General features: G+C 67.7%; 12 protein-coding genes. 4 read left to right on the plus strand and 8 right to left on the minus strand.

Going from position 1 to position 12,233, the window contains the following annotated elements; all coding sequences use genetic code 11:
* Position 1 precedes the first annotated feature (1 nt).
* Both NJQ98_RS02085 and NJQ98_RS02090 read right to left on the minus strand, forming a co-directional pair.
* Complete coding sequence (locus NJQ98_RS02085) at positions 2–1,840, minus strand: ribosome biogenesis/translation initiation ATPase RLI (RefSeq protein WP_262175205.1); 1,839 nt, start codon at positions 1,838–1,840, stop codon at positions 2–4.
* A gap of 1 nt (position 1,841) precedes the next feature.
* The gene (locus NJQ98_RS02090) at positions 1,842–2,138 is read right to left on the minus strand and encodes an EMC6-like membrane protein (RefSeq protein WP_262175206.1); all 297 of its coding nucleotides are present in this window, start codon (positions 2,136–2,138) and stop codon (positions 1,842–1,844) included.
* Between the two features lie 120 nt (positions 2,139–2,258).
* Here NJQ98_RS02090 and NJQ98_RS02095 point away from each other — a divergent pair, with 120 nt between their 5' ends.
* Positions 2,259–2,525, plus strand: coding sequence for a winged helix-turn-helix domain-containing protein (locus NJQ98_RS02095; RefSeq protein ID WP_262175209.1), 267 nt, complete (start codon positions 2,259–2,261; stop codon positions 2,523–2,525).
* A 127-nt stretch (positions 2,526–2,652) separates the two neighbouring features.
* On the opposite strand, the gene NJQ98_RS02100 is transcribed toward NJQ98_RS02095, so the two are convergent.
* The 3 genes from NJQ98_RS02100 to NJQ98_RS02110 all read right to left on the minus strand — a co-directional run bounded on the left by NJQ98_RS02100 (position 2,653) and on the right by NJQ98_RS02110 (position 5,636).
* Positions 2,653–2,820, minus strand: a complete 168-nt coding sequence (locus NJQ98_RS02100; protein WP_262175211.1) for a hypothetical protein — start codon at positions 2,818–2,820, stop codon at positions 2,653–2,655.
* Positions 2,821–2,972: 152 nt separating this feature from the next.
* Positions 2,973–4,850 carry a PINc/VapC family ATPase gene (locus NJQ98_RS02105; protein ID WP_262175214.1) on the minus strand — a complete coding sequence of 626 codons (1,878 nt, stop codon included), beginning with the start codon at positions 4,848–4,850 and terminating at the stop codon, positions 2,973–2,975.
* Between the two features lie 72 nt (positions 4,851–4,922).
* Positions 4,923–5,636 (minus strand): HoxN/HupN/NixA family nickel/cobalt transporter, encoded by a 714-nt coding sequence (locus NJQ98_RS02110; protein ID WP_262175217.1) that lies wholly within the window; start codon positions 5,634–5,636, stop codon positions 4,923–4,925.
* Between the two features lie 152 nt (positions 5,637–5,788).
* Between NJQ98_RS02110 and NJQ98_RS02115 the strand changes: the two genes are divergently transcribed.
* Positions 5,789–6,901 (plus strand): M20 family metallopeptidase, encoded by a 1,113-nt coding sequence (locus NJQ98_RS02115; RefSeq protein ID WP_262175219.1) that lies wholly within the window; start codon positions 5,789–5,791, stop codon positions 6,899–6,901.
* Between the two features lie 80 nt (positions 6,902–6,981).
* Positions 6,982–8,256 carry an endonuclease/exonuclease/phosphatase family protein gene (locus NJQ98_RS02120; RefSeq protein ID WP_262175220.1) on the plus strand — a complete coding sequence of 425 codons (1,275 nt, stop codon included), beginning with the start codon at positions 6,982–6,984 and terminating at the stop codon, positions 8,254–8,256.
* 109 nt (positions 8,257–8,365) lie between these two features.
* Here the strand turns inward: NJQ98_RS02120 and NJQ98_RS02125 are convergent, their stop codons facing one another.
* From NJQ98_RS02125 to NJQ98_RS02135, 3 genes are all read right to left on the minus strand, one after another.
* Positions 8,366–9,436, minus strand: a complete 1,071-nt coding sequence (locus NJQ98_RS02125) for a type II glyceraldehyde-3-phosphate dehydrogenase (RefSeq protein ID WP_262175222.1) — start codon at positions 9,434–9,436, stop codon at positions 8,366–8,368.
* 103 nt (positions 9,437–9,539) lie between these two features.
* On the minus strand, positions 9,540–11,045 hold the full coding sequence (locus NJQ98_RS02130) for a phosphoenolpyruvate carboxykinase (ATP) (RefSeq protein ID WP_262175223.1): 1,506 nt from the start codon (positions 11,043–11,045) through the stop codon (positions 9,540–9,542).
* A 284-nt stretch (positions 11,046–11,329) separates the two neighbouring features.
* Positions 11,330–11,707, minus strand: coding sequence for a 4-oxalocrotonate tautomerase family protein (locus tag NJQ98_RS02135; RefSeq protein ID WP_262175225.1), 378 nt, complete (start codon positions 11,705–11,707; stop codon positions 11,330–11,332).
* 238 nt (positions 11,708–11,945) lie between these two features.
* On the opposite strand from NJQ98_RS02135, the gene NJQ98_RS02140 reads away from it, so the two are divergent.
* Entirely contained in the window at positions 11,946–12,206 is a 261-nt protein-coding gene (locus NJQ98_RS02140; protein WP_262175226.1) for a DUF8599 family protein, read from the plus strand.
* The last annotated feature ends 27 nt before the right edge of the window (positions 12,207–12,233 follow it).

Below are 12,233 nucleotides of genomic sequence, written 5' to 3' on the forward strand. Positions count from 1 at the left end.
GTCAGTTCTCGTCGGGGGCGTAGTAGTACTCGCCGGCGTTCTTCTGTTGCCGGTCGAGCTGGGACCCCGGTTTGTTGATGCGGGGCCGGGAGGTGCGCTCGTCCCGGCGGAAGGTGATGTCGAGGTTCGCGAGGAACTCGTTCATCCCCTCGCGCATCCCCTGTGGCGGAGCGGCGTGGCCGGACTTGGCGGGCTCGCCGTCGAAGACGAGCAGGCGGTCGGCGAGCAGGTCTATCATGTAGATGTCGTGGTCGATGACCAGCGCCGTCGCGTCGTGGTTCTCGGCGTAGCGCCGAATCGCCGACGTGGCCATCACTCGCTGCTCCACGTCGAGGTGGGCCGAGGGCTCGTCCAGCAGGTAGAGGTCGGCGTCCTTCGAGAGACAGGCGGCGATGGCGACGCGCTGGCGCTCCCCGCCGGAGAGGTCCGTCAGTTGCTGTTCCATCACCGCGTCGAGCTGGAGCGGGTCGGCGATTTCGGTGGTCCAGTAGGAGCTGCCGAAGTCGTCCGTGATGGAGGAGAGGAAGGCGTCGACCCGCATCGGCTGGTCTATCTCGATGTACTGGGGCTTGTAGGCGATGTCGAGCTCGCTGTCGACCTCGCCGCTGGTGGGTTCGAGCCGGCCGGCGAGCATCTTCGCGAACGTCGACTTCCCGATGCCGTTCGGGCCGACGACGCCAAGCACCTCGCTCTCGCGGATGGTGCCGGCCTCGACGTCGAGGCTGAACTCGCCCTCGCCGTAGGACTTCGTGAGCTCGGGGTACTCGATGACCACGTCGCCCGTCGAGCCGGGCCGCGGGGCGTGTTCCTCGAACTGTATCTCCGTCTGCCGGATGCGCATGTTCTCGTTTTCGAGGTAGCCCGAGAGGTACTGGTTGATACCCTTCTTCGTCGACTTGGGCGGCGTGATGATACCGAAGGCGCCGGGCGACCCGTAGGCGACGTTGATGTTGTCCGCCAGCAGGTCCAGGATGGCGAGGTCGTGCTCGACGACGAGCATCGACCGGTCGCCGTCCTCGGCGAGCTCCCGGATGAGCCGGGCGGCGGTCATCCGCTGGCCGATGTCGAGGTAGGGCGTGATCTCGTCGAGGAAGTAGAAGTCGGCGTCCCGCGCCAGCGTCGCGACCAGCGCGACCCGCTGTAGCTCCCCACCCGAGAGGTCGTCGATGTGGTTGTCGACGACCGGACGGATGCCGGTGCGGTCGATGAGCTCGTCCAGGGCGCCCCGCTCGTCGGTCTGTTCCAGCAACTCGCGGGCCGGCCCGTCGAACTGGTCGGGGATACGGTCGACGTACTGGGGCTTCCGGGCGACGGTCACGTCGCCGTCGCGCATCTGTTCGAGGTAGTCCTGCAGGGCCGTCCCGCGGTACTCGTCGAGAATCTCGTCCCAGCTCGGCTCGGTGCCGTACTGGCCCAGATTCGGCGCCATCTCGTCGGCGAGGATGCGGACCGCGGTGGTCTTCCCGATGCCGTTCGGGCCCAGGATGCCGGTGACCTGCCCCTCCGCGGGCGACGGGAGCCCGTACAGCGAGAAGGCGTTCTCCCCGTAGCGGTGTACCGGGTCGTCGTCGAGCTCCTGGGGGAGGTTGATAATCTCGATGGCGTCGAACGGGCACTTGTTGACACAGATGCCACAGCTCTCGCCCAGACAGATCTCCTCGCTGATGCGGACCTGCTCGGGCTTGCCCTCGAACTCCTCGTCGTCCTCGTAGGTGTCGCCGCGTTTGACGATGCACTCCTTCCCGCTCCGGTTGGGCGGGCAGTAGTTCACACACTCGTAGTTACAGCGGTCGGGCTGGCACCGCTCCAGGTCGACCACTGCGATGCTGTCGTCGGCCATGTCAGGCCCCCGAAGTCAGCAGGATACCCCACGACACGAACCAGAGGGCGAAGGTCATGAAGGAGACATAGAGATAGTCCTTTCCCGAGAAATCGTCGTCCAGGATACCGATACCCCGCAACAGCGGGAGCTGCGCGAAGATGGCGGCCAGGACGACGAGCAGCGCGAGCGTGTCGGTCGCGCCGCTCGCGACGGCGTTCGACACGAACGCCGCGCCGATACCGGCGATCGCCGTTATCGTCGTGACAGTGAGCCCCCGCATGTGGGAACTCATTCCGTCCGCCGATTCCGTTGCCATATCCACAGTTGGACGACCCGCCACCAAAAGGGGCGCGGTTCCGGGACAGAACCTGCGCGAACGCCCGTCTGCCGACCCACTCCTCAATCTTTATGCATCCGGCGACATTCGTAGGAGGTAATGACGGAAACCGATGGCGAGGGCATCACAGACCTGCCACCCAGCGCGAAGCTCGTCTACAAGGTACTGGAGTACGACGGGCCGCTGACGCAGAAGGGGATTGTCGAGGAGTCGATGCTCTCGGCCCGAACGGTCCGCTACGCGCTCGAACGGCTCGACGAAATCGGCGTCATCGAGGAGGACGTCTACTTCGCCGACGCCAGACAGAACCTCTACGAGCTGAGCGAGCTGCCGGCGGAACAGGCCGACCCCGCTATCTCGGACTGAACTTTCTACCGTGTCTCGTCCGCACAGGCCGGGCAGGTCCGGCGCCGGCCATCCGTGCCCGTGTGACAGAACCCACAGCCCCGTCTCGAACGGTTCCTGAGCGACGCGCGGATGCTCCGGCGGACGCTCATGCCAGCTCCCCGCAGGACCGACAGCGCGCCCGGTCCGCCGACGGGTCGTACGCCAGCGCGATTTCGCTACAGTGTCGGCAGTAGCGGTCACCGGTCATCTCCGCGGTCCCGGAGGCGACCGATGGTACGGTCGATTCGACAGCGTGTGATTCGTGCACTGCCATGTCACTACCCAACACAGACCGGTACAAAAGTACTGTGGACATACGTCTGGTAATCTCCTTAAACACTACCCCTCTCTATTGATGCTAGCTCCGATGCGGGACGAACGTGTCGATACTAGCCCCGATTCGGCACAAACGAAACTACTGCCCGCTCACGACGGAACGACCGTAATCGTGCTCCCGCGGTCGATGGCCCGCTCCAGCTCTTCGGCGATGCCCGACCCACGGGAGACCTGAATCTCCCCGCCCCGGGAGACGGTCGCGGTAAAGAGGTACTCGCCGTCGGCCTGCACCTCGACGGTGTCGCCCGCGTGGCCGTTGAGCGGAATCATCACGTGTCGTGAGGTGACCTCCGGGTTGACGATTTCGCCCTGGCCGCCGCCGCTGTCTTTCTGTGGGCCGCCCGACGGCCCCGTGGGTTTCTCGTCGAGCGTGCGCACGTCGATGTCGATACCCAGGCGGTTCTCCACGTCGGTGATGCGGCCGCCGCCCTTGCCGATGACCTGCGGGATGTCGTCCTCCTCGACCCAGACGACAGCGGTGTCCGGACCGCGCAGTTCCACGTCGACGTGGCCCCGAGCGATGGACCGAATCTCGCGTTCGACCTCCTGTTTGGCGAGGCGGTCGACGCCGCTGTCCTGCTGGTCCTCGTCCTCGTTGAGCGGCACCGTGACGACCTGGCGGTTGAACGTGTATATCTCGTACTCGGGCTGGCCGGTCTCGAAGTCCCGGACCACGATGACCGGGCGGGCGAGGTCCTCCTCCATCAGGCCGTGGGGGACCTTGACCTCGGTCTTCACGTCGTAGACGGTGTGGACCTCCCCGGCCTCGATGTAGACGACGGTGTCGACTATCTGCGGGATGAGCCCGAGCTCGACGCGGCCGATGAGCCGCTGGAGGGCGTCGACGGCCCGCGTCGCGTGGACGACGCCGACCATCCCGACGCCGGCCAGGCGCATGTCGGCGAAGACCTCGAAGTCGTCGGTCTTGCGGACCTCGTCGTAGATGGTGTAGTCGGGCCGGACCATCAGCAGGGAGTCGGCCGTCTTCTCCATCGACCCGCCCAGCGCGGTGTACTGGGTGATGTCGGGGCCGACCTGGAGGTCCCGCGGTTTCTCCATCGTCTTGACGGAGTAGTCGGAGTCGACGAGGAACTCCCCGACCGCCTGTGCGAACGTGGACTTCCCGGCGCCGGGCGAGCCGGAGATGAGGACGCCGCGCTGTTGCTCGGTAAAGCGCTGGCGCAGCTCGTCGGCGTGGTCGTAGTCGTCGAGCTCGGTCTTAACGATGGGCCGGACTGCGGTTATCTCCCGGGCGTCCGAGAACGGCGGCCGGGCGATGGCGATACGCATGTCCCGGAACTGGACGATGCTCATCCCCGGCTCGTCGAGTTCGAGGAACCCCTCCGGCGAGGCCTCGGCGGCTTCCATGATGTCCTCGGCGTACCCCCGGAGCTCGGCCTCCGTGGCGATATCGTCGCGGATGGGCTGGTAGTGCATGTCACCGATGGAGCCCTTCTTGGCGTAGGGCTTGACGCCGACCTTGAGGTGGACGCTCATCGTCCCCTCGTCGAAGAAGTTCTCTATCTCCAGGCGGTCGACGGTGCGCCCGCGCGGTTCGATGAACTCCACGTCCAGTCCCTTCGCGCGGGCGACCTCGGCCTGTACGTCGTCGCTGGTCACCAGCGTCGCTCCGCGGTCGCCGGCGATGTCGCGGATGAGCGCGTCGATTTCGCCCTCGCCGGCGTCGCGCTTCTCGACGGCGTCGGGGCGGCGGCCGACGTACTCGACGTCGATGGTGCCCCCGTCGGCCAGTTCGACCAACGCCTGGAGCTCTTCGAGCCCCTCCCAGCCGGTCTCGCGGCCGTCGTTGGCCTGTGCTTCGAGCTCGCCGACGACGGCCTCGGGGACGACGACCGTCGCGCCCGCAAAGCCCATGCCGTCGACCTCGCTGTCGGGGTCGGCGTCGGCGGCAACCTGTGTGGACACGCGGCCGTCGATGACCACGCTCGTGTCCGGGACGATTTCCATACCGGGGCTTTGTCGCAGGCGGTGAAAAGGGTGTGGAGTCGTACGGCTGCGGTGGCCGCCGCCCGGGGCCGGCTACGCCAGCAGGGCGACCCCGTCGACGAGCAGCGAGCCGGCCAGGGCCGCGATGGCGACGCCGGCGACGAGCTTCGCGCCGGCGTGGACCCGGCCGCTCCACTGCCGCGCGGTCCCGAACACCGCCCCGGCCCCGGCGCCGATGGCGCTCATCGTCGCGGTGATGGCCACGCCGTACGTGAGGACGGCCAGCCCGACGACGCCGACCCCGTACTCGGGGAACAGGGTCGCCGCGAACACCATCATCGACACCGGCGGCGAGAGGGTAAACAGCGCGCCGACCAGCCCGGTCTTGAGGTAGGCGCGGGTGTCGTGGGCGTGGTTCGCCGGGTCCAGGCCCGGGAGACTGATGTGGGGGTGGCTGTGGCTCCGGTCGCCGTGGTCGTGTTCGTCGGTCCGGACGACGCTGCGCAGGCCGCCAAGCGCCATCGTGGCGCCCAGCAGGCCGAGGACGACGCCGACCCCGACGGTGCCGACGGCGTCGAACACCGGTGGGAACTCGGTCTGCCCCAGCACCGCGTAGGCGACGGCGAGCCACGCCACGACCAGGGCGACGTGGCCGAGGCTGAAACACGCGCCGACCAGCGCCGAGAGCCGCGAATCGCCGTACTCGCTGGTCAGCGAGGAGATGCCGGCGACGTGGTCCGGTTCGATGGCGTGGGTGACGCCCAGTACTCCCGCGGTGGTCAGTGCGCCGGCGACGGTGAGACTCATTGCCCGAATATCTGCGGTGATTGACCTGAAACTTTCCGTTCCCGCCGGACAGCGGCTGGTTCACACCTCGTTCAGTCACCCCCTGTGTCTCCGCCGGCCCCCTCTCACACAGAAACGCGGGGACTCTTGCCCCGCCGGCTCCACCGCCCGGTATGGACGTCGTCTCACTCACCGAGGAGCTCGTCGCGATTCCGAGCCACGACGACGAGACGGCCGCCGGCGACTTCGTCACGACGTGGCTCCGGGACCACACCGACGCCGCCGTCACCCGCGACGACCACGGGAACGTCATCGCTCGCAAGGGGTCGGGCGAGCGGTCGCTCGCCCTGGTCGGCCACCACGACGTGGTGCCCCCCGACGAGTCCCAGGTCGACGGCGGCGAGTACGTGGTCGAGCACCGCGAGACCACGGAACGCGCGAACGGGAGCGAAACGACACGCGGGCGCCTCCACGGCCGGGGCACCGCGGACATGAAGGGGTCGCTCGCGGCGGCGATGCTCGCGTTCGCCGACGCGGAGCCGACCGACGGCGAACTCGTCTTCGCCTCCTTCGCCGGGGAGGAGCAGGGCGGGGTCGGCTGTCAGGCCGCCATCGAGGACGGCTTCGAAGTCGACTACGCCGTCGTCGGGGAGGGGTCGACGGGCTACTCCGCGCCGGGCGTGACCGACGTGGCCGTCGCCCACAAGGGCCGCCGGGGCTCGACCGTCGTCGCCGAGGGCGAAGCGGCCCACGCGAGCGAGGTCGAGGCCGGCGAGAACGCCATCTACCGGGCGACCGACGCGGTCGATATCGTCCGGGACCTCGACTTCCCGACGACCGAGGTGCTGGGCCACGAGCTACGGGGGAGCGTCGCCGTCACGGAAATCGACGGCGGCTCGGCCTGGAACGTCGTCCCCGAACGCTGTGAGGCGACCGTCGACGAGCGCACGGTGCCGGGCGAACGCGCGCCGCTCTCCCGGGTCGAGACTATCGACGGGGTCACCTGGCGGGTCGACCAGGACCTCCCGCCGATGGCCTGTGGCGACGCCGACTTCGCCGACGCGGTGCTGGAGGCCGCCGCCAGGGCCCAGGACGGAACCCCCGCCCACGTCGTCAAGCCCCACGCCACCGACGCCGGCTGGCTCGGCGCCGCGGGCACCGACTGCGTCGTCGTCGGCGCCGCCGAGCCCGGCGAGGCACACACCGCCGACGAGAGCGCCGACATCGAGGTTCTGGAGCGCTGTCGGCGCATCTACGACGGCGCCGTCACCGAGTGGCTGGGCTGACCGGCCGGTCGCGGCGACACGCCGCGCCGAACTGTACACCACCCGACATTATTTCCGCGGCCGCTCGCAACCGTTGCTGTATGCGCTTGTCGGACGCCACACGGTCGCCAGTCACTCGCCGGGCCCTGCTCGGTAGCGTGGCCGGGGCCGCTGCCGGAATCACCGGCGTGGCCGGGACTGCGAGCGCCGACCAGTCGGCGACCGCGACGGTCATGACACAGAACGCGTATCTCGGCTTCGACGTCGCGGAGCTGTTGGGGGCGGAGTCGCTGTCCGAGGTCCGCGAGGTGACCGGCGGGTTCCTCGCCGATATCGAGCCCGAACTGTACGCGGCCCGCGCCGAGCGTATCGCCGCGGCCGTCGAGACCGCCGACGCGGACGTGGTCGCGCTGCAGGAGGCGGTGTTGCTTCGACGCCAGCGACCGGGCGATTACGGGACGGAGTCCAGTTCAGCGGCCACCGACGTGGTCGTCGACCTCCTCGATTTGATACGGACGGCGCTGGCCGAGCGGGGGCTCGACTACACCGTCGCCGCCGAGTCGGTGGCCAACGACTTCGAGCTGCCCGCCGAGACCGACGGCGGTCCCGCTGACCTCCGTATCACCGACCGGGACGCCCTCCTCGTCCGGAGCGACCTCGACACCGCCGACCCCGTGTCGGGGACCTACGACGCCGCGCTGGCGCTCCCGATTCCGGACAGCGACCGGACGCTGACTATCACCCGCGGCTACAGCGCGGTCGACGTGACCGTCGGCGGCGTCGAGGTACGGGCCGTCTCGACGCATCTGGAGTCGGCCCTGTCCCAGTACCGACGCCGACAGGCCCGGGAACTGCTCGACGCGCTCCCGGCAGAGGGCCCGGTGGTCGTCGGCGGGGACTTCAACAGCGCTCCCGGCGAGACGACGTACGACCTGCTGACCGACTCGCTGCGCGACCCCTACGACGGGCTCCAATCCGAGGCGGGCGGCGCTACCTGCTGTCAGGCCAAGGACCTGCAGAACGACGAGTCGCTGCTCGACCGCCGCATCGACGCCGTGCTGTACCGCGGGCCGGTCACGCCGACGGCCATCGACCGCGTCGGCGACCGGCCCGGCGACCGCACCGCGGTCGAGGTCGACGGCGAGACGGTCCGGGCGTGGCCGTCGGACCACGCTGGCGTCGTCGGGACCTTCGACCTGTCGGGGCCCCCGGCAACTTCGGCCACCCCGTCACCGACGGCGAGGGACTCCACGGCGACGACGGCGACCGATGGGACCGCGTCGCCCGCGGCGGGCGCGTCGGGCCCCGGATTCAGCACCGGCTCGGCGCTTCTCGGTCTGGTACTGGGCGCCGGTGCGTGGCTGCGGCGCCGGTGACGGAGGTCGCTGTCGCCGCCCGGTCGGCTCATACGGAGTAGCGTAGCGATTACCGGTAGCCGCCGACCCCGAGCCGGCGGTATCCGGAAATAAGCTACAGCAAACCGTATCAGTCGTCGGCGAGACTGCCGGGCCGGCGGGGCTCGGTGTTGTGCTCGACCAGGTCCTGGCCGATTCCGAGCGCCTGGTTGGTCCGCTGGACGCTCGTCTCAGCGCTCGTCGTCCGTCCACAGACCGCCCGAATCGCGTCGACGTTCTCGGGGACGACGTCGGCTTCCTGGTGAATCGCCTGGAAACAGTAGAGGTCCCCGTCCTCGACCGTGACCGACTCGGCCCAGATGCAGTTCTCCCAGATGTCACCGCGCGCGCGGCCCGTGTCGCGAGTGTACTCCTTGAGCTTCCCCGCCCCGTCGATATCCAGATGCTCCGGGAGCAAGAACAGCCGCGACTCCCGGGCCAGAACGTCCCGGACTTCGTCGGCGGTGGGGTCGGCGTCGAGCGTGACGTTGACGCTGTGGGTGTGCATCTGCGTCGTCGGCACTTTCATCCCCATCGTGTCGATATCGATGTCGGGGAACACCGTCTCCACGTCCGGCCCGTGGTGGGACGGAATCTCGACCGGGTCGGGCAGCGTGTCGTTTATCGGCCCCCGCCCCGTGTCGCCGGGGTCGCCGCCGCGGCGGACGAGCGTGACGCGGGCCTTCTCGATGCCGAACTGCTCGCGAATCGGGGCGAACAGCCGCGAGAGCCCCGTCGTGTTACAGGAGACCACGCGGGCGGAGTCCGCGCCGACCGCCCGCTCGTAGTTGGCCCGGGCGTTGAAGCTCACCTCGGCCACGTCGGCGTCCTCGCCGCCCTGGAAGAGCGCCGGCGTCTCGTACTCGCTGTAGAGGTCGGCGTACGTCGCGCCGACGCCGCTGGGCGTCGCATCGACGACGACGTCGCTTTCCTCGACGAGGTCGGCGACCACGCCCTGTGTCGGCACGTCGATGGCCTCGAACTGCGTCCGACTGTCCTCGTCGGCCGCGTAGAGGTCGTATCCGCGGTCGTCTGCCACGACCGCTTCGAAGTTCGGGGAGCGTTTCGTGACGCCGGCGACCGTCATATCCGGCTGTAGTCGAACCGCATCGGCGACCCGCTTGCCGATGGTTCCGAAGCCGTTGATGCCCACGTGGAGCATGGACGTGTGTTCTCGGGGATGTGGCATATTTGTTTCGTATTTCGACAATATTTTTTAACTCAAACTGTAGTAATCCTTCTGAAGCAGAAAACCCCGGCCGACCTCAGTACCGGGCGTCCCTGATAGCCGGGTCGAGGTCGTCGAACCGGGCGAGATAGCTATCGCGCTCGTCCCGCAGCGCGTCCAGCGTCGACTGTGGATCGGAGAGCGCGGTGGCGACGTCGAACTCGTCGATGTCCATTCCGGGGACGTCGCTCGGGACGGTGAGCCCCGTCGTCCCGTCGCGCTCCCAGTCGAGTGACTCCCGTGCGACGGTGCGCAACAGCGTCACCGTCTCTTCGACCCCGACGTCGAGGGGGCCGACGCTGCCGGTGTTCAACACGAAACAGTCGACGTCGAGGTCGGTTATCAGCTCGCGGAACCGGTTGCCCTCCTCGCCTTCCGACCCGATGATGAACGGGTTCGTCCCGACGACACGAATCGACTCCCCGGCAGCGCTCGGGTCGCCGGCGCTCGTCTGGACCGACTCGCCGAGCATGAACGCCACCGCGGCCTCCTCCGGCGTGAGCTTGGCAATCGGCGGCATCGCCGGGTTGCGCGTGATGAAGAATATCTGGTCGACCTCGGGCAGGTCGATGTCCGCTCCGGCGGAGGAGAGCCGCTCGCGCTGGATGATGGCCCGCCCGTTCGTCGTGTACCGGTCGCTGTCGAAATCGACCGCTCCGTCCCCGTCGACGTCGACGTTTTCCAGCACCGCCGACTCGTCGGTCACCGCGTCGTACATCGCGGGTTCGGTCTCGCTGTCGAGGCCGTGGGTCTTGACGAACAGCCCCTGCCCTTCGCTGCCGGCCACGGTCCCGTCGGGGCCCAGCGCACAGACGTCATCCTGCAGCATCGTCGCGCCCTCGGGCTCGTCGAGCCACAGCCCGTGGGCGGTCAGCGTGGACTTGCCGGTCCCCGAGAGCCCGAGAAACAGCTGGCCGACGGTTTCGAGCCCGTCGTCGGTCTCCAGCTCGACCCGCTTGCTCCCCGCGTGGAGGCCGAGCCCGCCCTGTCGCTTCGCGTAGTACATGAACAGCCTGAGAAACGACTTCTTGGCTTCGCCGGTGTAGTCGCTACCGACGACGGCGGTGAACCCCTCGTCCGGGAAGACGCGGACGCCGACTTCCTCCCGGTCCGGGAGCTGGACGGTGTGGAAGTCCGGCTCGCGCTCGCCCTCGACGGGTTCGAAGAGCTTCGCCCACCCCAGCGCGATGCGGCTGTGCGCTTTGGGCACGTAGTAGCGGCAGACGTACGTGTGGTCGGGATGGCGACCCATCTGTCGGTCCAGGCAGACGAGCTCCCTGTCGTCGAGGTCCGAGAGGGCGCCGTCGACGAGCTCGTAGTCCGCCGCGTCGAACTCGTGGTCGACGGTGTTTTTCGTCCGCTCGGCGTTCCGTGACCGCTCCCGGCTCACGTACGACGGCGAGCCGAATTCGGTCGTCGTCTCGTGATGCCGCGAGAACTCCCGTAGTTGCTCCAACGACGGATTGTACGCCACGTTATCGGCCGTCTCCGGGTCTGGCAATGCAGCCACGTAGTCCGAGGCTGGCACCGATGGCTGTTGCATCCGTACGAGAGGGGCCGCTCCCTATACTAATAAGATTGATAGGACTGTGATAGTAGTAAACATCTACAGCGACTCGGAATATAACGAAAGAAAATTCAATATGCGGCCGGAACGGCCGGGAAAATTCTACGATTGAACAGGGCGGATACGGACGACAGCGGCCTTCGCTCCGGTCGCGCCGGTGGCTCAGAGGCGGCTATTCGGGCACAGCACCACTCCCGGGCGGTACATGCTGTCGGCTGTACCACCGGCGGGCGAGAACATTACCAGTACAGCCGACAGTTTCAGCTATCCGGGGTCCACTCGCCGCCGACCCGGTCGACGCCCATCATCGCGTCCCCGGGGTGTTCGGTGAACACGACTTTCATGTTCTCGTCCGGGATGTCGAACTCGTCGGCCGCGTACTCCATCGTGGCGAGCGCGAACGCGCGTTTCCGGTCGACGGACCGGCCCTGCCGGATTTCGGCGTCGAGAAAGAGCAAGGGCCCGTCGACGGCCCGCCCGAGATGCATCTCCGCCGAGTCACGTTCTCGGATAGTGACCGCGACGTGGCCGCTGGTCGTCCGCATCTCCGTCGTGTAGAGCTCCGTCACCCGTTCGGCGAACGAGGTTTTCTCCGCCGCCGATAGCGACCGTGCGATGTCGAACTGTAACAACGGCATACCCACAGTCGCGTCGAGAGCGGCTTTTACCTTCCCTCTCTGTCTGCCCATGCCGTGGTCGATACCCGCGAGACTGCACGACCGACGCCGCCAAGGGGGCCCTCGCCGCCCGCCACTCCAAGCAACACCATTTAAATCGTGGCTTCACTTACTGCAGGTTGATTGGGTATCTCGCACATGCGTCTGGATCCCTGGCTGACAGGCGGTTTGTGGCCTGTAACACCTCGGTGGTGGTACTGTGGCGACAGATGACTCCAACCCCGTCGACTACGCGGACATAGATGACATCTCGCCGGCGGCGTGGCGACTGCTCCGGGTCGCTGCCGGCTACGAGCAGCGGGGCGTCGAACGGGAGGTCGACGACCTCATGCAGGCGCACCTCTCGATGCTCGAAAACGGAACGCGCGGCCTGTCACAGTCCCGCCGCCAGGTCCTGTTCGAGCTGTACACCGCTGACCTCAGCAGGGCCCAGGTCGAGGCGTTAGTTACCAACTTCTAGTAACATAACCATTCATAATTCATGTTC

Origin of the sequence: Haloarcula laminariae (genome assembly GCF_025457605.1) — an archaeon.
In the GTDB taxonomy this organism is placed as follows: Archaea; Halobacteriota; Halobacteria; order Halobacteriales; family Haloarculaceae; genus Haloarcula; species Haloarcula laminariae.

Bases quoted from the DNA above. Each gene is read 5' to 3' on its own strand.
- NJQ98_RS02085 (WP_262175205.1), bottom strand. From the start codon at position 1,840: ATGGCCGACGACAGCATCGCAGTGGTCGACCTGGAGCGGTGCCAGCCC.
- NJQ98_RS02100 (WP_262175211.1), bottom strand. From the start codon at position 2,820: ATGGCAGTGCACGAATCACACGCTGTCGAATCGACCGTACCATCGGTC.
- NJQ98_RS02125 (WP_262175222.1), bottom strand. From the start codon at position 9,436: ATGCTCCACGTGGGCATCAACGGCTTCGGAACCATCGGCAAGCGGGTC.
- NJQ98_RS02090 (WP_262175206.1), bottom strand. From the start codon at position 2,138: ATGGCAACGGAATCGGCGGACGGAATGAGTTCCCACATGCGGGGGCTC.
- NJQ98_RS02105 (WP_262175214.1), bottom strand. From the start codon at position 4,850: ATGGAAATCGTCCCGGACACGAGCGTGGTCATCGACGGCCGCGTGTCC.
- NJQ98_RS02095 (WP_262175209.1), top strand. From the start codon at position 2,259: ATGACGGAAACCGATGGCGAGGGCATCACAGACCTGCCACCCAGCGCG.
- NJQ98_RS02110 (WP_262175217.1), bottom strand. From the start codon at position 5,636: ATGAGTCTCACCGTCGCCGGCGCACTGACCACCGCGGGAGTACTGGGC.
- NJQ98_RS02135 (WP_262175225.1), bottom strand. From the start codon at position 11,707: ATGCCGTTGTTACAGTTCGACATCGCACGGTCGCTATCGGCGGCGGAG.
- NJQ98_RS02120 (WP_262175220.1), top strand. From the start codon at position 6,982: ATGCGCTTGTCGGACGCCACACGGTCGCCAGTCACTCGCCGGGCCCTG.
- NJQ98_RS02130 (WP_262175223.1), bottom strand. From the start codon at position 11,045: ATGCAACAGCCATCGGTGCCAGCCTCGGACTACGTGGCTGCATTGCCA.
- NJQ98_RS02115 (WP_262175219.1), top strand. From the start codon at position 5,789: ATGGACGTCGTCTCACTCACCGAGGAGCTCGTCGCGATTCCGAGCCAC.